This window comes from Plantibacter auratus, assembly GCF_050587365.1.
GTDB classification, from domain to species: domain Bacteria; phylum Actinomycetota; class Actinomycetes; order Actinomycetales; family Microbacteriaceae; genus Plantibacter; species Plantibacter auratus.
In genome coordinates this window covers 946447-969528 of the sequence record NZ_JBOBFV010000001.1, presented here as the reverse complement: position 1 = coordinate 969528, position 23082 = coordinate 946447, and the positions used below count along the sequence as shown (strand labels likewise).

24 protein-coding genes are annotated in these 23082 nt (G+C 69.7%); 13 read left to right on the top strand and 11 right to left on the bottom strand.

Features of this window, described 5'->3' with window-relative positions; all coding sequences use genetic code 11:
- Positions 1-17: 17 nt before the first annotated feature.
- Both ACQ3HE_RS04505 and ACQ3HE_RS04500 read left to right on the top strand, forming a co-directional pair.
- On the top strand, positions 18-584 hold the full coding sequence (locus ACQ3HE_RS04505) for a LemA family protein (protein WP_064296457.1): 567 nt from the start codon (positions 18-20) through the stop codon (positions 582-584).
- 19 nt (positions 585-603) lie between these two features.
- A complete protein-coding gene (locus tag ACQ3HE_RS04500) occupies positions 604-1488 on the top strand; it encodes a M48 family metalloprotease (protein ID WP_079002033.1) in 885 nt (294 codons plus the stop codon).
- Between the two features lie 80 nt (positions 1489-1568).
- Here the strand turns inward: ACQ3HE_RS04500 and ACQ3HE_RS04495 are convergent, their stop codons facing one another.
- Both ACQ3HE_RS04495 and ACQ3HE_RS04490 read right to left on the bottom strand, forming a co-directional pair.
- Complete coding sequence (locus ACQ3HE_RS04495; RefSeq protein WP_430891467.1) at positions 1569-3068, bottom strand: zinc ribbon domain-containing protein; 1500 nt, start codon at positions 3066-3068, stop codon at positions 1569-1571.
- A gap of 38 nt (positions 3069-3106) precedes the next feature.
- Positions 3107-4453, bottom strand: a complete 1347-nt coding sequence (locus ACQ3HE_RS04490) for a winged helix-turn-helix domain-containing protein (protein ID WP_430891466.1) — start codon at positions 4451-4453, stop codon at positions 3107-3109.
- A 111-nt stretch (positions 4454-4564) separates the two neighbouring features.
- Between ACQ3HE_RS04490 and ACQ3HE_RS04485 the strand changes: the two genes are divergently transcribed.
- Positions 4565-5887, top strand: coding sequence for an AI-2E family transporter (locus tag ACQ3HE_RS04485; protein ID WP_159878181.1), 1323 nt, complete (start codon positions 4565-4567; stop codon positions 5885-5887).
- A complete protein-coding gene (ilvA, locus tag ACQ3HE_RS04480) occupies positions 5884-7140 on the top strand; it encodes a threonine ammonia-lyase (protein ID WP_430891464.1) in 1257 nt (418 codons plus the stop codon). The genes ACQ3HE_RS04485 and ilvA overlap by 4 nt, the downstream gene beginning before the upstream one ends.
- An 85-nt stretch (positions 7141-7225) precedes the next feature.
- Here ilvA and greA read toward each other — a convergent pair whose 3' ends face one another.
- Both greA and ACQ3HE_RS04470 read right to left on the bottom strand, forming a co-directional pair.
- On the bottom strand, positions 7226-7717 hold the full coding sequence (gene greA, locus ACQ3HE_RS04475; protein WP_229938696.1) for a transcription elongation factor GreA: 492 nt from the start codon (positions 7715-7717) through the stop codon (positions 7226-7228).
- A 156-nt stretch (positions 7718-7873) separates the two neighbouring features.
- Complete coding sequence (locus ACQ3HE_RS04470) at positions 7874-8308, bottom strand: DUF4307 domain-containing protein (protein WP_159878183.1); 435 nt, start codon at positions 8306-8308, stop codon at positions 7874-7876.
- A 168-nt stretch (positions 8309-8476) separates the two neighbouring features.
- Here ACQ3HE_RS04470 and mca point away from each other — a divergent pair, with 168 nt between their 5' ends.
- Entirely contained in the window at positions 8477-9352 is an 876-nt protein-coding gene (mca, locus tag ACQ3HE_RS04465; protein WP_430891462.1) for a mycothiol conjugate amidase Mca, read from the top strand.
- A complete protein-coding gene (locus ACQ3HE_RS04460; protein WP_079705496.1) occupies positions 9349-9672 on the top strand; it encodes a hypothetical protein in 324 nt (107 codons plus the stop codon). The genes mca and ACQ3HE_RS04460 overlap by 4 nt, the downstream gene beginning before the upstream one ends.
- A 43-nt stretch (positions 9673-9715) precedes the next feature.
- Here ACQ3HE_RS04460 and trhA read toward each other — a convergent pair whose 3' ends face one another.
- Positions 9716-10432, bottom strand: coding sequence for a PAQR family membrane homeostasis protein TrhA (gene trhA, locus ACQ3HE_RS04455; protein WP_430891460.1), 717 nt, complete (start codon positions 10430-10432; stop codon positions 9716-9718).
- Positions 10433-10505: 73 nt separating this feature from the next.
- Here trhA and ACQ3HE_RS04450 point away from each other — a divergent pair, with 73 nt between their 5' ends.
- The 4 genes from ACQ3HE_RS04450 to ACQ3HE_RS04435 all read left to right on the top strand — a co-directional run bounded on the left by ACQ3HE_RS04450 (position 10506) and on the right by ACQ3HE_RS04435 (position 14761).
- A complete protein-coding gene (locus tag ACQ3HE_RS04450) occupies positions 10506-11288 on the top strand; it encodes an isoprenyl transferase (protein ID WP_064296447.1) in 783 nt (260 codons plus the stop codon).
- Positions 11285-12451, top strand: coding sequence for an aminotransferase class V-fold PLP-dependent enzyme (locus tag ACQ3HE_RS04445; RefSeq protein ID WP_430891458.1), 1167 nt, complete (start codon positions 11285-11287; stop codon positions 12449-12451). Before ACQ3HE_RS04450 ends, ACQ3HE_RS04445 begins: the two co-directional genes overlap by 4 nt.
- A gap of 203 nt (positions 12452-12654) precedes the next feature.
- Positions 12655-14079 (top strand): RNA 5'-3' helicase PhoH2, encoded by a 1425-nt coding sequence (gene phoH2, locus ACQ3HE_RS04440; RefSeq protein ID WP_430891456.1) that lies wholly within the window; start codon positions 12655-12657, stop codon positions 14077-14079.
- A 100-nt stretch (positions 14080-14179) separates the two neighbouring features.
- The gene (locus tag ACQ3HE_RS04435) at positions 14180-14761 is read left to right on the top strand and encodes a prepilin peptidase (protein WP_430891454.1); all 582 of its coding nucleotides are present in this window, start codon (positions 14180-14182) and stop codon (positions 14759-14761) included.
- 72 nt (positions 14762-14833) lie between these two features.
- On the opposite strand, the gene ACQ3HE_RS04430 is transcribed toward ACQ3HE_RS04435, so the two are convergent.
- The 5 genes from ACQ3HE_RS04430 to xseA form a co-directional block, all read right to left on the bottom strand.
- The gene (locus ACQ3HE_RS04430) at positions 14834-16237 is read right to left on the bottom strand and encodes a class II fumarate hydratase (protein ID WP_079705502.1); all 1404 of its coding nucleotides are present in this window, start codon (positions 16235-16237) and stop codon (positions 14834-14836) included.
- Positions 16238-16299: 62 nt separating this feature from the next.
- Positions 16300-16941: a carbonic anhydrase gene (locus tag ACQ3HE_RS04425; protein ID WP_430891452.1), complete on the bottom strand. Its 642-nt coding sequence runs from the start codon at positions 16939-16941 to the stop codon at positions 16300-16302.
- The gene (locus ACQ3HE_RS04420) at positions 16938-17633 is read right to left on the bottom strand and encodes a DUF4245 domain-containing protein (protein ID WP_192005253.1); all 696 of its coding nucleotides are present in this window, start codon (positions 17631-17633) and stop codon (positions 16938-16940) included. The genes ACQ3HE_RS04425 and ACQ3HE_RS04420 overlap by 4 nt, the downstream gene beginning before the upstream one ends.
- Positions 17630-17866, bottom strand: coding sequence for an exodeoxyribonuclease VII small subunit (locus ACQ3HE_RS04415; protein ID WP_064296575.1), 237 nt, complete (start codon positions 17864-17866; stop codon positions 17630-17632). The genes ACQ3HE_RS04420 and ACQ3HE_RS04415 overlap by 4 nt, the downstream gene beginning before the upstream one ends.
- 9 nt (positions 17867-17875) lie before the next feature.
- The gene (gene xseA / locus ACQ3HE_RS04410) at positions 17876-19135 is read right to left on the bottom strand and encodes an exodeoxyribonuclease VII large subunit (protein ID WP_159878194.1); all 1260 of its coding nucleotides are present in this window, start codon (positions 19133-19135) and stop codon (positions 17876-17878) included.
- Between the two features lie 134 nt (positions 19136-19269).
- Between xseA and ACQ3HE_RS04405 the strand changes: the two genes are divergently transcribed.
- The gene (locus ACQ3HE_RS04405) at positions 19270-20301 is read left to right on the top strand and encodes a 4-hydroxy-3-methylbut-2-enyl diphosphate reductase (protein ID WP_430891914.1); all 1032 of its coding nucleotides are present in this window, start codon (positions 19270-19272) and stop codon (positions 20299-20301) included.
- On the top strand, positions 20298-20906 hold the full coding sequence (locus ACQ3HE_RS04400) for a DUF6264 family protein (protein WP_430891450.1): 609 nt from the start codon (positions 20298-20300) through the stop codon (positions 20904-20906). The genes ACQ3HE_RS04405 and ACQ3HE_RS04400 overlap by 4 nt, the downstream gene beginning before the upstream one ends.
- 62 nt (positions 20907-20968) lie before the next feature.
- On the opposite strand, the gene fbaA is transcribed toward ACQ3HE_RS04400, so the two are convergent.
- Entirely contained in the window at positions 20969-21994 is a 1026-nt protein-coding gene (fbaA, locus tag ACQ3HE_RS04395) for a class II fructose-bisphosphate aldolase (RefSeq protein WP_085510491.1), read from the bottom strand.
- 76 nt (positions 21995-22070) lie between these two features.
- Between fbaA and ACQ3HE_RS04390 the strand changes: the two genes are divergently transcribed.
- Positions 22071-23066, top strand: a complete 996-nt coding sequence (locus tag ACQ3HE_RS04390; RefSeq protein WP_430891449.1) for a fructose-bisphosphatase class II — start codon at positions 22071-22073, stop codon at positions 23064-23066.
- The last annotated feature ends 16 nt before the right edge of the window (positions 23067-23082 follow it).

Here is a 23082-nt window from a genome sequence, read left to right as displayed (position 1 = left end):
ACAAGGAGCCCATCCTCATGGAATGGCTGATCCCAGTCCTCATCGTCGTCGCCCTGGTCGTCATCGTCGGCATCTACTTCTGGGTGACGTACAACTCGCTCGTGACGCTGAACGTGCGGGTCGAGGAAGCATGGAGCGACATCACCGTCCAGCTGAAGCGACGCGCCGACCTCATTCCGAACCTCATCGAGGCGGTCAAGGGGTATGCGGCGCACGAGAAGGCCGTGTTCGAGAACGTGACGAAGGCTCGTGCCGAGACGCTCACCGCGCAGGGGCCGGCGGCCGTGAGTGAGGCCGAGACCCACATGCAGCAGGCGCTGAAGAGCATCTTCGCCGTCGCGGAGGCCTACCCGCAGCTCCAGGCGAGCCAGAACTTCCTCCAGCTCCAGTCCGAGATCGTCGACACCGAGGACAAGATCCAGGCCTCGCGCCGGTTCTACAACGGCGGTGTCCGGGAGCTGAACACCAAGGTCAAGGTGTTCCCGAACAACCTGTTCGCCAAGGGCCTCGGGTTCTCGGAGCACGACTTCTTCGAGGTCACCGACAACGCGGCGATCGCCGAACCGCCGCGCGTCCAGTTCTGACGTGCGGTAGCGCAGTCCCATGTACCGCGCCATCGCCAGGAACAAGCTCAACACGGTCCTGATCTTCGTCGTCTTCCTGGTCATCATCGGCGGCCTCGGTTGGCTCGCGGGGTATCTCTACCAGAACCTGACGATCACGATCGTGGTGCTCGTCGTGGCCGTCGTGTACGCGGTGATCCAGTACTTCTTCGCGGGGCGGCAGGCCATCGCGATGACCGGTGCGCAGCGCATCGAGCTGGCCGACAACCCGAGGCTGTACCGCATCGTCGAGAACCTCGCGATCACCACCGGGACGCCGATGCCCGAGGTGTACCTCATCGCCGACCCGGCGCCCAACGCCTTCGCGACGGGTCGCGACCCCCAGCACGCGATGGTGGCCGCGACGACCGGCCTCCTCGAGATCCTCAACGACGCCGAGCTGGAGGGGGTCATGGCCCACGAACTCGGTCACGTCCGCAACTACGACATCCGCGTGTCCATGGTCGTCTTCGGGCTCGTCGTCGCGATCGGGTTCCTCTCCGACATGCTCCTCCGGATGACGATCTGGGGTGGCGGCAACCGGAACAACAACAACGGCGGCAACCCCGTCATGCTGATCATCGGCATCGTGGCGATGCTCGTGGCACCGCTGCTCGCGACGCTCGTCCAGCTGTCCATCTCACGTCAGCGCGAGTACCTCGCCGACGCGACGGGCGCCCTCACGACCCGTCATCCGGAAGCGCTCGCGAGCGCACTGGGGAAGCTCGCCGCCTACGGTCGACCGATGGCGAAGCAGAACTCGTCCATGGCGCACCTCTGGATCTCCGACCCGTTGAAGCCCGGCGCGGTCGCCCGCTTGTTCAGCACCCACCCGCCGCTCGTCGAACGGATCAAGCGCCTGAGCACCATCGGCGGCGGCTTCTAGGCGAGGGCCTCCCGGCCCCGGATACACGAATGGGGCGGCACCCGGAGGTGCCGCCCCATTTGGCGTTCAGACGAGAACCGCTACTCGGTCTGCTCGTCGGAGTCGAACGTCACCGTGACCTTGTCGTCGGCGTCGATCGTGATCTTGCCGGGGAAGTTCAGGTACGTGTCCCACACCTGCTGCCCCGCCACGGCACTGCCGTACCAGGAGGCGTCGAACGAGCCGTCGATCCGGCCGTCCGAGGTGTAGAAGTACGAACCGCTCTCATCGACCTCGACGGTCGGGGGAGAGGTGAGCGTCCAGGTCACCGGGCCGACACTCGTGAACTGCTTCTGCTGCCAGTCCGGCATGACGCCACAGGTGGTGTCGAGCGTGGTGGCGTCGAGGCACTTCTCGATCATCGCGACGACCTGCTTCGTGACCTCGGTCGTGAGCGCCTCGGTGGCGGTCACGTCGATGTCGATGAAGGCCGAACCCTCGCCGGCGCTGTATGAGCTCAGCGTGATGGTCTGGGCGTCGCCCTGCAGGTACTTGCTCTCCGGCGGAGCGACCGTGTAGATGGCCGGGTAGGCGAACAGGCTCTCGTCGGACGCGCCGTCGAAGTTGACGCCGTTGACGCTGAACGCCGTGCCACCGAGACCGGTGTAGACGTTGATGCTGCCGACGAGGGAGCTGGCGAGCTTCCACTGGTCGAAGAACAGGAACTGCTTGCCTTCGCTCTCGAGCGTGACCGAGTCCTCGTACTTCTTGCCACCGAGTTCGTACGTGACCTGCACGCGTGCCTCGCCGTTGCGGTTGTAGACGCGGCCGACCTCAGGGTTCTTGATGCGCTCGTCGGCGCCCTTCAAGACCTCGTTGGTGAGCAGAGCGGTCGGCTTGACGGCGGCCGGAGCCTCGGCTTCGGCGTCCGCATCCGGATCGGCCGACGCGGACGGGTCCGGGGTCGCCTCGGGCTCCGCGGACTCGTCGTCGGTGCTGCCGACGATCGACGGGTCCGGCGCGACGAGGCTCGTCGCGAGCTTCGCGTCGCCGGCGGCGATGGCCTTGAGGTATTCCTCGACCTTCGCCTGCGGGCCGAACGCCGTGGTGTTCAGCACGCTGATGGTGATGGCGGCGGCGGCGATGAGTACGAGTGCGCCACCGGCGATCGACGACCACAGGATGATCCGCTTCTTCTGCTTCGGGTCCATCGGCTGCTTCGGAGCGCCGGTCGCGTACGGGTTCTGTGCCGTCGCGTACTGGCCGTTGGGCTGCTGGCCCTGCTGGTACGGGTTCTGGGCGCCGGGCTGCTGACCGGTCTGCTGACCGTAGGGAGCCGGGGGCGCCTGGTGCGGCGTCTGCTGCTGCCCGGACTGGTACGGGTTCTGCTGACCCTGCTGACCCTGCTGGTACGGGTTCGGCGTCTGCTGCTGGCCCTGCTGGTACGGGTTCGGCGTCTGCTGCTGTCCGGACTGGTACGGGTTGGGCTGCTGCTGACCCTGCTGGTACGAGGGCTGCTGGTCGCCCCGGGACGGCTGGTTCTGCTGCTCGCCCGGGTTCGGTCGGCCTGGTTGCTGTGGTGTGGTGTCGTCGTTGCTCATGGGCGGGTTCCCCTCGTTTCGGACCATGAAGGTGCTCATCAACTTAGCAGTCGGTGTGCATCCCCTGAGAGTGATTGCGCCTCCTGAGCATGGGGAGTAGTACCCATCTCCGGCGCGCGCGAGCCGGGGACGAGCCGGGTGCCGACCGCATGCGCGAGGGGCGCCGCCAGCGTCCCGCGGTCGACGACGACCACCGCGTCGAGTCCCTGCCAGCGGGCCGTCTGTTCGAGGAGCTCCGCGAGGCGTGCTGCGATCGCGTCGTCGGCGACGGGACGAAGCCCTCTGGCGACGGCATCCTGGTGTCCACGCTCGAACCAGGCGGACTGGACCCGCAGGACCCCGGACTGGCGGTCGCTCTTCAGATCGACGCGCGCGACGATCTCGCCGTCGATGAGCACCGGTAGCACGTAGTAGCCGTAGATGCGCTTGGGCTCCGGCGTGTAGATCTCGATCCGGTAGTGGAGTCCGAACATGCGGAGGGCGCGTTCGCGGAACCAGACGACGGGGTCGAACGGGCTGAGCAGCGCGGCCCTCTCGATCCGCCGCGGCCGTCGGGCGTCGCGGTGCAGCCACGCTTCCTGCGGCCCACCGCGTCGGTCCCAGCCGGCCACGGTCACGGGTTCGAGGACTCCGGCGTCCACGAGCTCGTCGACAGCTCGGCGGACCGCGGTCTGCGGCTTGATCCGGAAGTAGTCCGCGAGGTCCGCGACGGTCGCGACGCCCTGCGCTGCCGCTGCCTGCTCGACGAGCGCACGGATCGCGTCGGGCCGGGCGATGTCGAGGTCGAGGAGGTGCCGCGGCAGCACGTGCTCGGCCAGCGCGTACCGGCGCTCGAACCGGTCGCGACCGGCCGTGACCACCTCGCCGTAGAGGAACAGGACCTCCAACGCCCGTTTCACATCGGACCATCCCCACCAGGGTCCGCGTCGGACGTTCGCGTCGTGTTCGATCTCGCTCGCCTTCAGCGGCCCCTCGACGCGCAGGAGCGCTCGGACCCAGTCCAACATCTCCGTGTTCTGGCTCGCCCAGGTGGTCTCGTCGCCGGCATGCTTCGCGCGGTGCGCGTCCATCCGCCACCGGAACAACGGCCACGAGTCGCGGGGGATGAAGGCCGCCTCATGCGCCCAGTACTCGAGGTAGGGCGCGTCGGCTCCGAGGGTCAGCCGATCCAGCAGCGTCTTGTCGTATCCGCCGAGCCTCGCGAACAGCGGCAGGTAGTGACTGCGCTCGAACACGTTGACGGAGTCGATCTGCAGGAGACCCAGGCGATCGATCGTCGAGCGCAGGGTGCGGGTACCCGCCGGAGTCGTGCGCTGCGGGGCGCCGAACCCTTGCGCACCGAGCGCGATCCGTCGGGCGAGGGCGGGGGAGAGGGAAGCGGACACGGCCCGACGCTAGCACCGGCGTCGGACACCCGCCGTGCACCGGCGGAAGCACCGCCGCCCGACCGGCGTCCGCATGCGCTCACCGGCATGTGCCAGCCATACACTTGAGCAATGGCGGACGACACTCCGAAGACCTGGTGGGGACGCTTCCTTCCCGAAGCGGCCTCGCCCGTGCGCGAACCGGACCTGAGCGGATCGAGCAGCGTCCCGCGCGGCATGCGCGTGGCCGCAGCATGGTCCTGGCGGATCCTGCTGGTGGCCGCGGTCGTCGCGCTGCTCGTCTTCCTCGTCGTGCAGCTCCGGCTCATCGTGATCCCGCTGCTCATCGCCGTCCTCGTCTCCGCGCTCCTGAAGCCCGTCGTCGACGTCCTGGTGCGTCACCGCTGGCCGAAGGGTCTCGCCATCGCGCTCGCGATGGTCGGCACGCTCTCCGTGGTGAGCGGGCTGATCTTCCTCGCGATCTCGCAGATCACCTCGCAGTTCGCCTCCGTGCAGGCCCGCACCATGACCGCCTACGGCGACTTCAAGGCCTTCCTGCTCGCCAGTCCGTTGCACGTGACCGAGACACAGCTCAACGACTTCATCGCCCAGGCGTTCGACTCGCTCCAGCAGGACAGCCAGGTCCTGCTCTCGGGCGCCCTGTCGATCGGTTCGACGCTCGGCCATGTCGCGACGGGCGTCTTCCTGACGCTCTTCTGTCTGCTGTTCATGCTCATCGACGGTCGGACGATCTGGCGTTGGACGGTGCGCGTCTTCCCGCAGCGGGCACGCCCCGCGGTCGACAGCGCCGGTCGCGCAGGTTGGCGGACGCTCGGCAACTACGTCCGCACGCAGATCCTCGTGGCCTCGATCGACGCGGTCGGTATCGGACTCGGCGCGTTCTTCCTCGGCGTCCCGCTCGCGATCCCGGTGGCCGTGCTCGTCTTCCTCGGCTCGTTCGTGCCGATCGTCGGCGCCGTGGTGACCGGCGCCGTGGCCGTCTTCCTCGCGCTCGTCTACAACGGTCCCGTCATCGCGCTGCTCATGCTCGGCGTCGTGCTCCTCGTCCAGCAGCTCGAGGGCCACGTCCTGCAGCCGCTCATCATGGGTACGGCCGTCAAGGTCCACCCGCTCGCCGTCGTCCTCGCCGTCGCGGGCGGCACGCTCGTCGCCGGCATCCCCGGCGCCCTGTTCGCGGTGCCCGTGGTGGCCGTGATCAACGTGATGGTCCACACCATCGCCAGCGGCACCTGGCGGACCGGCGGCAGTGCTCCTCCGGAACCGGGTGCCGACGGCGCCATCTGGCAGACCGTCCCGACCCCCAGGCGAATCCGTCCGGGCTTCCGCTCGTCCCACGAGCCGCAGGATCGCCCAGGCGATCAGGAGCCCCAGCACCCCAGCGAAGACCTCCGAGAGACCTCGTCCCCAGAAAGTCCAGGACCCCGCACACCATGACCGATTCAACGACCACCACACCCGTGTTCCCCGGCCCGTCGCTCGCCGCGTTCGAGCGGGCCAGGGACACCCTCGTCGGCACCGTCCAGCGCACGCCGATGGAGAGCTCCCGCTACCTCGCCGACGTCCTCGGCGTGCCCGTGCACCTCAAGTGCGAGAACCTCCAGCGCACCGGCTCCTACAAGATCCGCGGCGCGTACAACCGCATGTCCAGCCTGACCCCCGAGGAGCGGGCGCGCGGCGTCGTCGCGGCCTCAGCGGGCAACCACGCGCAGGGTGTCGCCTTCGCCGCCCGTGAGCTCGGCATCACCGCGACCATCTTCATGCCGGTCGGCGTCCCGCTCCCGAAGCTCGCCGCCACGCGCGACTACGGTGCGCACGTCATCCTGCGCGGCCACACGGTGGCGGAACCGCTGATCGCCGCCGCCGAGTTCGCCGCGGAGACCGGTGCCATCCTCATCCCGCCGTTCGACCACCCGGACGTCATCACCGGGCAGGGCACGCTCGGGCTCGAGATCCTCGAGGAGGTCCCCGACGTCGAGACGGTCATCGTGCCGATCGGCGGCGGCGGGCTCATCTCGGGTGTCGCGGGTGTCGTGAAGCAGCGCGCGGCTCTCGAAGGACGCACCATCCGCGTGATCGGCGTCCAGGCGGCGAACGCGGCCGCGTACCCGGCGTCGCTGGAAGCCGGAACCCCGACGACCATCACCGTGCAGCCGACCATCGCCGACGGCATCGCCGTTGCCCGCCCCGGTGAGCTCAACTTCGAGATGATCAGCGCCCTCGTCGACGAAGTCGTCACCGTCAGCGAAGACGACCTCGCCCGGGCGATCGTCGTCCTCCTCGAGCGCGCCAAGCTCGTCGTCGAACCTGCCGGAGCCGCCGGTGTCGCGGCGATCCTGGCCGGGAAGATCGAACCGACCGGCACGACGGTCACCATCCTCTCCGGCGGCAACATCGACCCGCTCCTGCTCCAGCGGGTCGTCAGTCACGGCCTCGCGGCGTCGGACCGCTACCTGACGCTGCGCATCCCGCTGCCCGACCGACCCGGGCAGCTCGCACGGACGGCGGAGCTCGTCGCGCAGGCCAACGCGAACGTCATCGAGGTGCTGCACACCCGACACGGCCACGGCTTGCAGATCAGCGACGTCGAACTCGAGCTCAGCATCGAGACGCGCGGGCCCGACCACCGCGACCTCGTCGTGCAGACACTCCGCGAGGCGGGGTACGACCCGCAGATCGTCGACGACTGATCCGACCGACGGAACGCAGCAGGGCCCCGCCGTATCGGCGGGGCCCTGCTGCGTCTGGTCGGTCGCGAAGGCGCGACGTACCGGATCAGGAACCGGTGTAGGTCTCCACCGCGCTGATCGACACGGTGATCTCCTTGCCGTTCGGCGCCTCGTAGGTGGTCTTCTCGCCGATCTTCAGACCGAGGATGGCGGCGCCGAGCGGGCTGCCCTCGCTGTAGACGTCGAGGTCGGTGTTGCCGGCGATCTCGCGGCTGCCGAGGAGGAACCGCTCCTCGCCGCCCGCGACGACGGCCGTGATGACGGTGCCGGACTCCACGACACCACTGGACTGCGGTGCCTCGCTCACCTTGGCGTCGCGCAGCATCTGCGTGAGCGTCCGGATGCGGGCCTCCTGCTTGCCCTGCTCGTCCTTCGCGGCATGGTAGCCGCCGTTCTCCTTGAGGTCGCCCTCTTCGCGAGCCGCTTCGATGCGCTTGGCGATCTCCTCGCGGCCCGTCGTGCTGAGGTGCTCGAGTTCCGCCTGCAGCCGGTCGAAGGCCTGCTGGGTGAGGAACGTCTCCTGGATCTGCTCGGACACGATGGAACTCCTTTGCATGGTGGGTCCGCACACGACGGCCGAAACGCCCGTCATATGCCAGACGCCCCGGCGGAATGCCGGGGCGTATGAAGTACTGCCTTCGAGTATCGCACGATCGGCGCGCGAGTGCGGTGCACGCGCCGACGCCGTCGCGGGTCAGGAGCGGCGCTCGACCACCCAACAGGTGTCGACGACGCCGGTGTTGCTGAGCTCCGTGGTGCGGACGCTCTCCGTGAAGGTGCGGGTGCGCTGCTCGGACGGCGGCAGCTCGACGACCTTCCATCCGACGACCGCGAACTGCTCGTTGAGCGCCTGGACCGAGCAGGCCATGGGGGTGTCCTGCGGACCGGTGACCTCGAAGGACACGCTGACCATCGTGTCGTCGACGATCTCGTGCGCCGTGTTGCGCGACTCGATGCTCGGCCGACTGCCGTCGAGACCGGCCCACACGACCCACGCGATGAAGACGACGGCGAACGCGGCGGCGGCCAGCCAGATCAGGCGGCGGTCGCGGGCACGGTTGCCAGGGGTGCGTCCGTATCGCGCCGCGATGGCGTCCTGAGGGCCGGCATCCTGCAGGGGAGAGGTCACGTCACGGGCTCCGGTTCGAACGGTTAAGCTGGACCAGGAGTGCGAGACGCCTCGAGGTCGACACCTCAAGCGTATTGCCTCTTCCTGGATGCGGAGTCCCGACCGCGTCGTCACGTCACGAGTCGCGAAGCGGTCCCCTCGCGCAGACCAGCCGGAAGGCGGAGCACCATGACCATGAGACTGCTCGCCGTGCACGCGCACCCCGACGACGAGTCGAGCAAGGGTGCGGCGACCCTCGCGCACTACCGGAGCCTCGGCGCCGAGGTCATGGTCGTCAGCTGCACCGGTGGTGAACGCGGCGACCTCCAGAACCCCGGACTCGCCGACGTCGCGATGATCGAGCGCGACCTCCCCGGCTACCGTCGCCTCGAGATGGCCGCGGCGCAGGAGATCCTCGACATCGAGCACCGGTGGCTCGGCTATCAGGACAGCGGGATGGCCAGCGACGACGGCACGGTCCCACCCGCGAGCTTCGCCGACATCCCCCTCGAGGTCTCGACCGGTGTGCTCGTGCGCATCGTCCGCTCCTTCCGGCCGCAGGTCATCATCACCTACGACGAGAACGGGGGCTACCCGCACCCCGACCACATCCGGTGCCACGAGGTGAGCGTCGCGGCGTTCGAAGCGGCGGCAGATCCCACGCGCTATCCCGAAGCGGGCGAGCCCTGGCGGGTCGACAAGCTGTACTACGACCGCTCGTTCAGCCCCGCCCGGCTCGAGGCCGTGTACGCCTACCTGTTGGAGCACCACCCCGACGACCCGGCGGTCGAGCGACTGGCCGAGATGCGCGAGTGGATGGCCGGCCGGCCCGATCTCGCGACGACGCACGTGCGCGTCGGCGACTTCTTCGAGGCGCGCGACGCCGCGCTCCGGGCGCACGGCAGCCAGGTGCCGCCAGACTCACCGTTCTTCTTCTGGCCCAACGACGTCCTCCGTGCCGCATGGCCGTTCGAGGACTACCAACTGGTCACGTCGCACGTCGCGTCGACCACCCCAGAGTCGGAGCTGTTCGACGGCATCGACACCAGCGAAGGAACCGCATGATGCACCACCTGTTCACCGAGGTCCTGTTGGCGGTCACGCCGTCGCCGTCGCCCTCGCCGGCGTTCGACGAGAACCAGGTGACGCCGGGACCGTGGGGCTTCGTGATCACCTTCGCCATCGCCGGCGTCGTCGTGTTCCTCGTCATCGACATGGTGCGTCGCGTGCGCCGGGTCAACTACCGCGCGGAGATCGACGAGCGGCTCCAGGCCGAGGTCGCCGAGCGGGCAGCCGCGGACCGCGCGGGGAGCGACACCGGTGAGGCGGCCCCCGCAGGCGTCGAGGACGACCCTCGCCCGCCGTCGGACCAGTCGGCCCGCTGACACCACCACCGCGACGCCTCGCCGCGCGCCGGGCCGCCGGTCGTCAGCGGTTGTAGACCGGGTCGATCGCGATCAGCAGGATCCCGGTCCAGTGGCAGAGGAACGCGAGCACCGTGCACAGGTGGAAGAGCTCGTGGAACCCGAACCGCCCCGGCCAGGGGTTCGGTCGCTTCATCGCGTACATGACCGCGCCGACCGTGTAGAACAGGCCACCGGCGGCGACGAGCACCATCGTGGCGAAGTTGCCACGGGCGATGTCGCCGAGGTACGCGACCGCACCCCACCCGAGTGCCAGGTAGAGCGGGACGTAGAGCCACCGCGGGGCGTTGATCCAGAACACGCGGAAACCGATGCCGAGGAGCGCACCGCCCCAGACGAGCACGAGCAGGAGGTTGCCCTGCGCCGGTGGTAGCGCGAGCACGGCGAGCGGCGTGTAGGTGCCGGCGATCAACAGGAAGATGTTGGCGTGGTCGATCCGCTTGAGGAGCAGCTTGACCGAGGGGCGCCAGGAGAACCGGTGGTACAGCGCCGAGTTCCCGAAGAGCAGCATCGAGGTGAGCACGAACACCGTCGAACTCCACTTCGCGGCCGCACCCTGTGCGAGCACGACGAGGACGATCCCGGCGACGATCGAGATGGGGAAGATCCCGGCGTGCAGCCATCCGCGCCAGGTCGGTTTGACCTCCTCCGGTGCGGTGGCATCGTCGGCGGCGACCTCGAGCAACGGCAGCTTCGGCAGCTCGGGGTCTCCACTCGTCATGGGTCCAGGATACGGCGTGGCACGGAACGCGTACTGGGAGCGATGCAGGAAACTGCACTAGCGTTGCAGGGTGATGACGAGGCATTCCGCACCGGTGGACGGCTTCCTGTACGGCGTCTACGCACGGCGCCTCCGGAAGGCGCTCACTCCGCAGACGCTGCCGCACCATGTCGCGATGATCATCGACGGCAACCGGCGGTGGGCCAAGCAGCTCGGGTACGACACAGCGGCGCACGGCCACCGGGCCGGTGCGGCGAAGATGCGCGAGTTCCTGACCTGGTGCGACGACCTCGGCATCGGCGTCGTCACCCTGTACCTGCTGTCGAGCGACAACCTGGTGAACCGCGCACCGGACGAGCTGGACGACCTCGTCGACATCATCGCCGACCTCGCCGAGGGGCTGTCGCACTACCGTGACTGGCGCGTCAAGCACGTCGGTTCGAGCGATGGTCTCCCGGAGTCGTTGCGCACGGCGTTGACGAGCGCGGAGGAGCGCACGGCCGACCGTGCCGGCATGCACATCAACCTCGCGGTCGGCTACGGCGGCAGGACCGAGATCGTGGACGCGATGCGCGCCATCGTCGCCAAGCACCACCTCGAGGGTCGGAGCCTGGAAGACCTCGCAGCGCTGCTCACCCCCGACCTCATCGGTGAGCACCTCTACACGGGAGGCCAGCCCGACCCCGACCTCGTCATCCGCACCAGCGGCGAACAGCGGATGAGCGACTTCATGCTCTGGCAGAGCGCCCACAGCGAGTTCTACTTCGTCGAGGCGCTCGGACCCGACCTCCGCGAGGTCGACTTCCTCCGCGCCCTCCGCGACTTCTCGAGACGGCAGCGGCGGTTCGGCGGATGAGCCGTTCGACTCCGGCCTCGGAGCCGGACGAGCCGGAGACGGCGTCCCGGTTGGAGACCTTCCAAGCGGGATTCGGTGAGGTCGACGGCTATCTCAACTACGGCAGTGTCGGTCCGTTGGCGGCGTCCGTCGTCCTCGAGGGCAGCCGCTGGAACGACGTGCTCGCGAGTGCGACCCCCGGCACGCTCGGCGCGGTCGACGTGCAGGACGAACGGATGCGGACCGCCGTCGGGACACTCACCGGGTTCCGAGCCGACCAGGTCGTCGCCCAGCCCAACACCTCGCAGGGCCTCATGCACGCGATGTTCGGCCTGAGCGGAACGGTCCTGCTCTCCCGCCTGGAATACCCCACGCTGCCGCTCGCCGCGGAGCGGGCCGCCGAGCACCGGCACCTGCTCACGCCGAGATGGCTCGAGACGCGACGCGGGCACGTGACGGCCGAGAGCGTGCGCGAGCAGCTCGACGACGCCGTCACCGCCGTGGCCGTGAGCCTCGTCGACTACCGCACCGGCTACGTCTGCGACCTCGAGGCCGTCCGCGAGGTGATCGGCGACCGCCTCCTGATCGTCGACGCCATCCAGGGCTTCGGTGTGGTCGACGCCCCATACGCCGTCGCCGACGTGGTCGCCTCGGGCGGGCAGAAGTGGATGCGGGCGGGCTGGGGCACCGGATTCCTCGCCCTGAGCGACCGCGCCGTCGAGCGACTCGAGCCGGTCTTCTCCGGCGTGACCGGCACCGACGAGCCCTGGCCGTTCAGCGCGACCCCGGTACCGAGCCGATCGGCGCGCGCGTACTCGATCACCAGGCCCGACCCGCTCGCGGCGGCGCGGTTCGCCGCGTCGCTGGAGGACACGGTCGCCGTCGGGACCGCGACGGTCCACGCCGCGATCGCCGAGCTCACGGCCGAGGTGATCGAGCTCGCGGACGAGTTCGGCGTCGCGGTGGTCTCCTCGCGAGACGAGCACGAACGCGCGGGCATCGTCGTCCTGGAGCCGGAGGAGTCCGTCCTCGACACGCTGTGGACCTCGCTCGAGAACCACGGCGTCACCGCGACGATCCGCGCCGGGGCCGTGCGGCTCAGCGTGCACGCCGGTACCAGCCGGCAGACGCTGGACCAGCTGCGCGGTGCGCTGCTCTCGTTCGCGACGGCCGCGAGCTACTGAGCCGCAGTCCGACCACCGGCGGGCCAGGAGACGGCCCCCATCTGTTCACCTCCCCGTAACAGGACACGGGGCGTGTCGTCGCGTCGATGTCGGCGGCCGGACGTACGTTCATCTCATCGGGCATGGAGCCCGGTCGAGACGGCCACACAAGTTCGGCTCGAAACCCTGCAGGCGGCCGTTTCGCACAGTGATCCGAGCATCAGATGCTCGGGGTGGGAGTGGTTGTGGCCTCGCGAGAAATCCAGAACACGTCAGCCGGGACCGAGACGCGGGACGCGTCGACGAGACCGAGCCGGCGACCCGCCGACCACACGGCGAGCGGGGGAGATCAGGCGCAGGCCGAGATCACCTACGTGCTCGACACCTCCGTGCTGCTGTCGGATCCCAAGGCGCTCTTCCGGTTCGCCGAGCACGCCGTCGTCATCCCGGTCGTCGTCATCAGCGAGCTCGAGGGCAAGCGCAACGACCCCGAGATCGGCTACTTCGCACGTCAGGCACTCCGCATCCTCGACGAGCTCCGCATCGAGCACGAACGCCTCGACTTCCCGATCCCCGTCGGTGACGGCGGATCCCTGCGGGTCGAACTCAACCACTCGAGCATGGCCTCGCTGCCGTCCGGTCTCCAGCTCGGCGACAACGACTCGCGCATCCTCGCGGTCGCGCTGAACCTGGCGAACGACGGCCTGACGGTCACGGTCGTGTCCAAGGACCTGCCGCTGCGCGTCAAGGCGGCCTCCATCGGTCTGCAGGCGGAGGAGTACCGGGCGGAACTCGCGGTCGACTCCGGCTGGACGGGCATGTCCGAGATCACCCTCGGCTCCGAGGACATGAGCACGCTGTGGGAGCGCGAGGAGGGGATGACGCCGATCATCGAGGACCTGCCGATCAACACGGGCCTCGTGATCCACTCGGACCGGGGATCCGCACTCGGGCGGGTCACGGGCAAGCGCAGCTACAAGCTCGTCCGCGGCGACCGCGACGTGTTCGGTCTGCACGGACGCTCGGCCGAGCAGCGGCTCGCGATCGACCTCCTGCTCGACCCCGAGATCGGGATCCTCTCGCTGGGAGGTCGAGCAGGGACGGGGAAGTCCGCGCTCGCCCTCTGCGCGGGTCTGGAGGCCGTCCTCGAGCGACAGGCGCACAAGAAGATCATGGTGTTCCGCCCGCTGTACGCGGTCGGCGGCCAGGAGCTCGGGTACCTGCCCGGCGACCAGGGCGAGAAGATGAACCCCTGGGGACAGGCGATCTTCGACACGCTCGGCGCGGTCGTCTCGCAGAACGTGCTCGACGAGGTGGTTGAACGGGGCATCCTCGAGGTGCTCCCGCTGACGCACATCCGCGGCCGGTCGCTCCACGACGCCTTCGTGATCGTCGATGAGGCGCAGTCGCTCGAGCGCAACGTCCTCCTCACGGTCCTCAGCCGGATCGGGCAGAACTCGCGGGTCGTCCTCACGCACGACGTCGCCCAGCGCGACAACCTGCGCGTCGGCCGACACGACGGCGTCGCCTCGGTGATCGAGACGCTCAAGGGGCACCCGCTGTTCGCGCACGTCACGCTGACGCGCTCGGAGCGCTCGGCCATCGCGGCTCTCGTGACCGAGATGCTCGAAGGGAACGAGCTGGCCTAGCGGCCGTCGGCGGGGCTGGCTCGCAAGGCCCGCCCCGCCGACCCTGGCCGCCTGTGGAGAACGCTGCAGGCCGGCACGAGGATCCTCCTATCCTGACGGGATGCCCTCGCGACCGACCTCCTCCGGCAGGCGGCTGCGCCCGCGTGTCGCCACCGCGGCGATGGCCGGCTCGACGCTGCTGCTCGTAGCCGTCACCGTGGCCCGGCTCGGCCCCGACCCGCGTCCGGTCGTCATCGTGCTCGTGTGGCTCGCCTGCATCACGCCGCCGCTCGTGCGGATCGACGTTGCGGAGCGGAGGCTCCCGAACCGTCTCGTGCTGCCGGCGCTCGCCATCGCGGTGCCGGTCACCGCGGTCGATGCCGCAGTGCGCCAGGTGGCCCCGCTCGAACCGCTCCTGATGGGGTTCGCGGTCGGCGCCGTCCTGTACGTGTGCGCCCTCCTCGGCGGGCTGGGCATGGGGGACGTGAAGCTCGGCGCGCTGCTCGGCCTCGCGGTCGGCTGCTTCGGGACGTCCGCGGTGCTGCTCTTCGCGGTGGTGTCGGTCTCCTCGGCCGGCCTCGCGGGTGCGGTCGTCGTGTTCCTCGCACGCTCACGTGGCGGCTCCGCCGGTTGGCGCACGCGCATCCCGTTCGGCCCGTTCCTGCTCCTCGGCTGCTGGAGCGCGATCGCCGTCTCGGCGTGACCACACGGACGGAGACGGCCCCGGAACCGCGAGGGTTCCGGGGCCGTCCGGTCGTTCGACGAGCGGGTCGACTCAGCCGGGATGCGTCATCGAGAGGACGTCGAGGGCCGTGTCGAGCTGCTCCTCCGTGATCTCGCCGCGTTCGACGAACCCGAGGTCGACGACGGCCTCGCGGACGGTCAGACCCTTGGCGACGGAGTGCTTGGCGATCTTCGCCGCCGACTCATAGCCGATGATCTTGTTCAGCGGGGTGACGATCGAGGGCGAGGAGCCGGCGAGTGCCGCAGCGCGGTCGAGGTTGGCCTCGAGGCCGTCGACGGTCTTGTCGGCGAGGACCCGGGTCGCGTTCGACAGGAGACGGATGCTCTCGAGGAGCGCCGTGCCCATGACCGGGATCGCGACGTTGAGCTCGAAGGAGCCCGAGGCGCCGGCCCAGGCGATGGTCGCGTCGTTGCCGATGACCCGGGCGCCGACCATCAGGACGGCCTCCGGGATCACGGGGTTCACCTTGCCGGGCATGATCGAGGATCCCGGCTGGAGGTCGGGGATGTGCAGCTCGCCGAGACCGGTGTTCGGGCCGGAGCCCATCCAGCGGAGGTCGTTGCAGATCTTCGTGAGGCTCACCGCGATGACGCGGAGTGCGCCGGACGCGTCGACGAGTCCGTCGCGCGCTCCCTGCGCCTCGAAGTGGTCGGTCGCCTCCGTGATCGGCAGCTCGGTCTCCTGGGCCAGGAGTTCGATCACCAGCTGCGGGAAGCCCTTCGGGGTGTTGATGCCCGTGCCGGTCGCGGTTCCGCCGAGCGGGACCTCGGCGACGCGGGGGAGTGCCGTCCGCACCCGCTCGATGCCGAGCCGCATCTGGCGGGCGTAGCCGCCGAACTCCTGCCCGAGGGTGACGGGGGTGGCGTCCATGAGGTGCGTCCGGCCGGGCTTCACCGCGGTCTTCCACAGCTCGGCCTTGCGCTCGAGCGACACGGCCAGGTGGTCGAGGGCCGGGATGAGGTCGTCGATGAGGGCGCTCGTGACCGCGATGTGCACCGAGGTCGGGAAGACGTCGTTGGAGGACTGCGAGGCGTTGACGTGGTCGTTGGGGTGCACCGGGCTGCCGAGGCGCGCGCTCGCGAGCGTCGCCAGGACCTCGTTCATGTTCATGTTCGACGAGGTGCCGCTGCCGGTCTGGTAGGTGTCGACCGGGAACTGCGCGTCGTGCGCGCCGGTGATGACCTCGTCGGCCGCTGCGGCGATCGCGTCGGCGACACCCTGGTCGAGGACGCCGAGCTTGGCGTTGGCGAGTGCCGCGGACTTCTTGATCCGGGCCAGCGAGGCGATCTGCGCCGACTCGAGTCCGCTGCCCGAGATCGGGAAGTTCTCGACGGCCCGCTGCGTCTGGGCGCCGTAGAGCGCGTTCGCGGGGACCCGCACCTCACCCATGGTGTCGTGTTCGATGCGGTACTCGGTTGCTGAGGTGTCTACCACGCTGTTCGTTCTCCTTCGTGCGATTGCGATGGTGGGTGCTGCGCCGGACGGCGAGCGGATGGTTATTCGGGGACCGTGACGTCGCCGATGACGATGTCGGCCATGGCGGTCCCCTCGAGGAGCTTGTAGTTCGCGCCGATGATGGCCACCGTGCCGGCGGCGACCGCGTCGCTGATGAGCTCGGACCTCGAGACGACCTCCATGACGGTACGCCGCAGGTGGCGGCGACCGACCTCCGAGGAGTCCACCGCGGCCGCGTCGATCGGGGCAGGTCCGGCGACGGCGCTCACCGCGGGGACGATCTGCTGGATGAGCCGGTCGATGTACGGCGGGAGCGGGATGGCGTCCTCCGCCTGCGAGTCGATCGCCGCGCGGACGGCACCGCACTCGTCGTGCGCGAGCACGAGGATGAGCGGGACCTGCAGGACGCCGACGGCGTACTCCAGGGTGCCGAGCACCGAGTCGGAGACGATCTGGCCGGCGTTGCGGACGACGAAGAGGTCGCCGAGTCCCTTGTCGAAGATGATCTCGGCCGCGAGACGGGAGTCGGAGCAGCCGAAGATGACCGCCTCCGGGGCCTGGGAGTGCGCGAGCGTGGCGCGGCGTTCGACGTCCTGCCGGGGGTGCGCGGGCTGACCGGCGACGAACCGCGCGTTACCGCGCTGCATCTCGCGCCAGACGGCACCGGGGCGCTTCTGGGTCATTCTGAGTCCGTTTCTGCGGGGGCGCCCGACGGGGCGTCGAGGTTGGCGGTGACCCCGGTGCGCACGGAGCGTGCGACATCGAGGACGTACTCGGACTTCGCCGTGCCGAACACGGCGATCGTGCTCCGACCGGCGACGGTCGACAGGGCGTACGCGACGTTGCCGTCGTCGGAGCCGCTACCGTTCGCGTATTCGACCCACTCGACGCCGTCGATGGTGACGGTTCCGGTGGGCCGGGCTTCGTCGAGCTCGGCGAGGAGCCAGGTGTCGTTGGCGTCCACGCCTTGGACGAGGCCGACGAACTCGTCGTCGGGGGAGATGAGTCCGACGTTCCATGAGCGGATGTCGGGTGTGCCGGCGACCGGTGACGCTGCGGTGCGGACGTCGGCGTAGTTGCTGCCCCAGTCGTCGCCGAGCTCGGGGGTGAGGAGTGGGACGGGGAGGTCGGGCTGCGCCTGACCGGCGAGCTGCGCGTAGTCGACGGTCGGGCGTTCCGGGGCCTCGCCTCGGGGCACGGCGAGCACGATCACGACCACGAGGCCGACCGTGGCCAGGAGCGACAGGACAAGGTTGTTGACGGTCTTGCGCGAGCGGTACAGGCGGGAGTTCTCCGCCTTCCGGTCGGCGGTCTCCTGCGGCGTCTCGGGGCGGCCGAGCTCGGCCACGACGCGCGGCGGCTTGGTGTCCTTCACCGCGATGCGTCCGGAGTGCCGGATCCGAGCTGGGCGGCGCGAGCCGCGTCCAGCCGTGCCTTCGCGCCGATCAGCCACTCCTCGCAGCGCTGGGCGAGCTGTTCGCCGCGCTCCCAGAGCCGGAGGGAGTCCTCGAGCGACGCCGAGCCCTGCTCCAGCTCGGACACGACACGCACGAGCTCGTCGCGTGCCTGCTCATAGCTGAGCTCCTGGACATCGGAGGGGGTTGGCATGCTTCTATCCTATTCGTCGTCGGTCCGGGCGGCAGCCGTGGCCGGGCCGGTACTGGAGGCGCCGATCGCGCCGGAGGCGAGGGTGACCAGGAGCTCCGTCCCGGCGGGGGCGTCGCCCTCCGCGCGGATGACCGCGCCGCCCGGGACACCGGCCTCCGGGTCCGCTCGCTGGACGATGGCGTAGCCGCGGTCGAGCGTGCGCTGCGGCGACAGGGCGCGGAGGTGCGAGCGGAGCTCCGTCACCTCGCGCTGGGAGCGCTCGACGGCGCGGTCGATGAGCTCGGCCCCCCTGGCGACCGTGCGGGTCAGCTCGTCCGCCCGCGAGTCGACGATCCAGGACGGGTCGGCGAGCGCGGGACGCGTCCGGAGCGTCGCGAGCCGGTCGATCTCGTGACCGAGCAACGAGGTCACCCGGGAGGACAACCGGACGCGGGCCTGCTGCACGCGAGCGAACTCCTCCGCGACGTCGGGGACGACCCGCTTGGCGGCGTCGGTCGGTGTGGAGGCGCGGAGGTCGGCGACGTCGTCGAGCAGTGGGCGGTCCGCCTCGTGGCCGATGGCGCTCACGAGGGGCGTGGTGCAGGCGGCCACGGCGCGGACCACGCGTTCGTCGCTGAAGCCCAGGAGGTTCTGGAAGTCGCCACCGCCGCGCGCGACGATGATGACGTCGACCTCGGGGTCGGCGTCCAGGGTCTGGATGGCGCTCACGACCTCGCCGGGGGTGCGGTCGCCCTGGACGGCCGCGTGGACGACGCGGAACCGGACCGACGGCCAGCGCAACTCGGCGTTTCGGAGGACGTCCTTCTCGGCGTCGGAGTCCTTGCCGGTGACCAGCCCGATGCACTGCGGGAGGAACGGGAGCGCCCGCTTGCGCGACGCGTCGAAGAGCCCCTCGTCGGCGAGCTGCCGACGGAGTCGTTCGAGTCGCTCGAGGAGGTCGCCGATGCCGACGTGCTTCATCGCCATGACCTGCATGGTGAGCGTGCCGCCCTTGAGCCAGTAGTTCGGCTTGACCAACGCGATCACGTGGTCGCCCTGCTTGAGGTCGGCGGGGATCTTCGCCCGGACGGACGACCAGATGGTGAACCCGACCGTCGCATCGATCTCGAGGTCTTTGAGCTTGCCGTAGACGTTGCCGCCCGAGGCGCCCCACTGCGTGATCTCGCCCTCGACCCAGACCGTGCCGAGGCGGTCGATGTAGTCGCGGAGCTTCGTGCCGAGGAGCGCGACCGGCCAGGGGGCTTCCATGGTGGCCGGTGCATCGCTCATCCCTCAAGCCTAGCCGCGAGCACCGACGGCGCGGGGTCGCGGACCACCCGACCGTTCACGGCCGACTCCCGAGCGCTGCCGCGTAGAATCCACACGTGACCGATCTCCGCGACGCCCCAGCCATCGGCCTCGGCATGCCGAGGCTCCGACGCATCGCCGGACGCCTCGCAGACCTCCCCGTCGCCGGCGAGAAGCGCGTCCTGCTCGCCGCCCCTCGTGGTTACTGCGCCGGCGTGGACCGCGCGGTCGTCGCCGTCGAGAAGGCGCTCGAGCACTATGGCGCGCCGGTGTACGTCCGGAAGCAGATCGTCCACAACGTGCACGTCGTCGATCAGCTCGAGGCCCAGGGCGCGGTGTTCGTGGAGGAGGTCGATGAGGTGCCGTCCGGCGCGCACATCGTCTTCAGTGCGCATGGCGTCTCGCCAGCCGTGGTCGATGCCGCCGCCGACCGTAGGCTGCTCGCGATCGACGCCACCTGCCCGCTCGTCACCAAGGTGCACCGCGAGGCCGTGCGCTTCGCCCGCGACGACTACGAGATCCTGCTCATCGGACACGAGGGGCACGAGGAGGTCGAGGGGACGGCCGGTGAAGCGCCCGACCACGTCACGCTCGTGACGAGCCCGGAAGCCGTCGACGACCTCGTCGTCGCCGACCCCGACAAAGTCGTGTGGCTCTCGCAGACCACGCTGTCGGTGGACGAGACCATGGAGACGGTCCGCCGCCTGCGCGAGCGGTTCCCGAAGCTCCAGGATCCGCCGAGCGACGACATCTGCTACGCGACCCAGAACCGTCAGGTCGCCATCAAGAAGGTGGCCCAGGACGCTGACCTCGTGATCGTGGTCGGGTCGGCGAACTCCTCGAACTCGGTGCGCCTCGTGGAGGTCGCCCTCGAGTACGGCGCGAAGGCCGCCTACCGCGTCGACTACGCGCACGAGATTCAGCAGTCCTGGCTCGACGGCGTCGTCACGGTCGGTGTCACCAGCGGCGCCTCCGTGCCGGAGGTCCTCGTCGACGAGGTGCTCGAAGAACTCTCCGGTGCCGGCTACGGCGCGGTGCAGGAAGTCAAGACGGCCGAGGAGGACCTCATGTTCTCCCTGCCGAAGGAGCTGCGCAAGGACCTTGCCGGCACGACCGATCCGCGCGCCCTGGGAGGGCGTCGACCATGAGCGAATCCCGCCCCCGTCCGCAGTTCGGTGAGTACGCGTCCCCCGAGGAGCAGCGTGCCCGGATCGCCGAGCCCATCGACGAACAGCGGGCGGAGGAGCTCGGCATCGCGCCGGTCGTCCCCGTCGAGCGGCAACCGCGGCAGCAGCAGGAGCCGACCCTGCGCAAGCAGACGCGTGAGCAGGCGCATGAGCCTGGGGTGGTGCAGCCGGGCGCTCCGACCGTGGCCGCCCGACGACCCGTCGCCGGAGACCGGATCGCGACGTCGATCCTGCTCGGACTCGGCCTCGTCGGCCTGATCGTGACCATGCCGGGTCTGCTCGACCTCCCCGGCCTGATCCGCCCTGCACTCGTGCAGATGGGTGTCTCGGGGTACTCCTCGGACGGTCTCGCGAGCGCCATGGGCATCCTGGCGCTCGGTCTCCAGATCGCCCTGTGGGTGGGCGCCATCATCCTGTCGAGCCGGTCCCTCCGCGCGGGTCGACTGACCTTCTGGATCCCGCTCGTCGCCGGTGTCGCAGCGAACCTGGTCGTGGTGATCTGTCTCGCCGTGGCCATGGGTGCCGACCCGGCGTTCATGGAGTACGTCCGCTCGCAGCAGCCGTAGTCGTCCACACACGAAGAACGGGCCCGGCAGCGATGCCGGGCCCGTTCTGTTGGTGCAGGTGACTAGGAGGTGCTGGTGCCGTACGAGCCGAGCTGCTTCGTCGACTCCAGGACGCGAGCGGCCATCGCCGACTCGGCGACCTTGCCCCAGGCGCGAGGGTCGTAGACCTTCTTGTTGCCGACCTCGCCGTCGAGCTTCAGCACACCCTCGTAGTTCGAGAGCATGTAGCCGGCGATCGAGCGGGTGAACGCGTACTGCGTGTCGGTGTCGATGTTCATCTTGACGACACCGTTCGCGACGGCCTCGGCGATCTCCGCGTCGGTGGAACCCGACCCGCCGTGGAAGACGAGGTCGAGCGGCTTGGGGCCGTGGCCGTACTTGGCGGTGAGGCCGTCCTGGATGGTCTTCAGCAGCTCGGGCTGGAGCTTGACGTTGCCGGGCTTGTAGACGCCGTGCACGTTGCCGAAGGTGAGGGCGGCCATGTAGCGACCCTGCTCGCCGAGGCCGAGCGCCTCGACGGTCGCGATGGCGTCGTCGAGCGTGGTGTACAGGTGCTCGTTGATGTCGTGGCTGACGCCGTCCTCTTCGCCGCCGACGACGCCGATCTCGACCTCGAGGATGGCGTTGATGGCCTTGGTGCGCTTCAGCATCTCGGTCGCGATCTCGAGGTTCTCCGTGAGCGGGACCGCCGAGCCGTCCCACATGTGGGACTGGAAGATCGGGTTGCGACCGGCCTTCACCTCTTCTTCGGAGGCGGCGATGAGCGGCATGACGAAGCCGTCGAGCGCGTCCTTCGGGCAGTGGTCGGTGTGGAGCGCGACGGTGACGGGGTAGTTCTTGGCGACCTCGGTCGCGAACTTCGCGAAGGCGATCGCGCCGGCGGCACGGTTCTTCACGGTGTGGCCGGCGAAGTAGTCGGCGCCGCCCGTGGTGACCTGGATGATGCCGTCGGAACCGGCCTCGGTGAGGCCCTGGAGGACGGAGTTGATGGTCTGGCTGCTCGAGACGTTGAACGCCGGGTACGCGAACCCGTTCGACTTCGCCTTGTCGAGCATCGCTGCGTACTGTTCCGGGGTGGCGACGGGCATGTCTTCTCCTTGCGTGGGGACGATTCGCCTTGAAGTCTAGTGACTCGGGCTCCGAGGCATACGGCACGATGGGGACATGATCGAGCGCACTCCGGACACCGACCTCCTCGACGGCTTCCTCGACGCCACGAGGGCCGCGGCTGCCGCCGTCGCGGGTCTCGTCGGAGGTGGAGACGGCATGCGCATCGACGGGGTCGCCGTCGATGCGCTCCGCCGAGCGCTCGAATCGCTCCCGGTCGACGGGCGCGTCGTCGTGGGGGAGGGCGAGAAGGACCGGGCGCCCATGCTCTTCGTCGGGGAACGTTTCGGCACGGGAGCGGGGCCGGCGATCGACCTCGCCGTCGACCCCGTGGACGGCACGAAGCTCGCTGCCTCCGGGAAGCCGGACTCCGTCGCCGTGATCGCCATCGCCCCGCGCGGTGCGATGTTCGACATCGGCCCGGCGTACTACCTCGAGAAGCTCGTCGCCGCCGGCGGGGGACGCGAGTTGTCGCTGGCCGACCCGATCGCGGTGACCCTCGACCGGCTCGCGGCCCGGCTGGGGCGGCCGGTCGAGCAGCTGCGGGTCGCGGTCCAGGACCGTCCTCGGAACGCGGCGACAGCCCAGGCCGTGACCGCCGCCGGTGCCGAGCTCGTGAGCTTCATGGACGGCGACGTCGCCCTGTCCCTGCGGGCTGCGGCCGCCGACGGCGACCTCGATCTGCTCCTCGGTGTGGGCGGGGCTCCGGAGGGCATCCTCACGGCTGCCGCGGTCCGGGCCCTCGGCGGCTGGATGACGGCGCGCTTCGCACCGCAGTCGCCGGAGGAACGTGCGCGGCTCGTCGAGGCCGGGACCGATCTCGATCGCGAGGTCCCGCTCGACGAACTCTGCCGCGATGACGCCTGGCTGCTGCTCAGCGCCGTCACGGCGACCGCGCTCGCCGCCGGGGCCGAACTCGCCGGAGTCCGGGTCGAAGCGGACGGCGGTGTCATGGTCGAGTCCGTCGTCGTCGGTCCCGGAAGCCCGCTGACGAGGTCACGGAAGCGCCTCGATCGAGACGCACCCAGCGGCCTTCCCAGCCCGGTTCGATAGGCTGAAACCCTCATCC

Coding starts and splice junctions, on each gene's coding strand:
- ACQ3HE_RS04505 (WP_064296457.1), top strand. CDS start 18: ATGGAATGGCTGATCCCAGTCCTCATCGTCGTCGCCCTGGTCGTCATC.
- ACQ3HE_RS04500 (WP_079002033.1), top strand. CDS start 604: ATGTACCGCGCCATCGCCAGGAACAAGCTCAACACGGTCCTGATCTTC.
- ACQ3HE_RS04495 (WP_430891467.1), bottom strand. CDS start 3,068: ATGAGCAACGACGACACCACACCACAGCAACCAGGCCGACCGAACCCG.
- ACQ3HE_RS04485 (WP_159878181.1), top strand. CDS start 4,565: ATGGCGGACGACACTCCGAAGACCTGGTGGGGACGCTTCCTTCCCGAA.
- ilvA (WP_430891464.1), top strand. CDS start 5,884: ATGACCGATTCAACGACCACCACACCCGTGTTCCCCGGCCCGTCGCTC.
- mca (WP_430891462.1), top strand. CDS start 8,477: ATGACCATGAGACTGCTCGCCGTGCACGCGCACCCCGACGACGAGTCG.
- ACQ3HE_RS04460 (WP_079705496.1), top strand. CDS start 9,349: ATGATGCACCACCTGTTCACCGAGGTCCTGTTGGCGGTCACGCCGTCG.
- trhA (WP_430891460.1), bottom strand. CDS start 10,432: ATGACGAGTGGAGACCCCGAGCTGCCGAAGCTGCCGTTGCTCGAGGTC.
- ACQ3HE_RS04450 (WP_064296447.1), top strand. CDS start 10,506: ATGACGAGGCATTCCGCACCGGTGGACGGCTTCCTGTACGGCGTCTAC.
- ACQ3HE_RS04445 (WP_430891458.1), top strand. CDS start 11,285: ATGAGCCGTTCGACTCCGGCCTCGGAGCCGGACGAGCCGGAGACGGCG.
- phoH2 (WP_430891456.1), top strand. CDS start 12,655: ATGCTCGGGGTGGGAGTGGTTGTGGCCTCGCGAGAAATCCAGAACACG.
- ACQ3HE_RS04435 (WP_430891454.1), top strand. CDS start 14,180: ATGCCCTCGCGACCGACCTCCTCCGGCAGGCGGCTGCGCCCGCGTGTC.
- ACQ3HE_RS04425 (WP_430891452.1), bottom strand. CDS start 16,941: ATGACCCAGAAGCGCCCCGGTGCCGTCTGGCGCGAGATGCAGCGCGGT.
- ACQ3HE_RS04415 (WP_064296575.1), bottom strand. CDS start 17,866: ATGCCAACCCCCTCCGATGTCCAGGAGCTCAGCTATGAGCAGGCACGC.
- xseA (WP_159878194.1), bottom strand. CDS start 19,135: ATGAGCGATGCACCGGCCACCATGGAAGCCCCCTGGCCGGTCGCGCTC.
- ACQ3HE_RS04405 (WP_430891914.1), top strand. CDS start 19,270: ATGCCGAGGCTCCGACGCATCGCCGGACGCCTCGCAGACCTCCCCGTC.
- ACQ3HE_RS04400 (WP_430891450.1), top strand. CDS start 20,298: ATGAGCGAATCCCGCCCCCGTCCGCAGTTCGGTGAGTACGCGTCCCCC.
- fbaA (WP_085510491.1), bottom strand. CDS start 21,994: ATGCCCGTCGCCACCCCGGAACAGTACGCAGCGATGCTCGACAAGGCG.
- ACQ3HE_RS04390 (WP_430891449.1), top strand. CDS start 22,071: ATGATCGAGCGCACTCCGGACACCGACCTCCTCGACGGCTTCCTCGAC.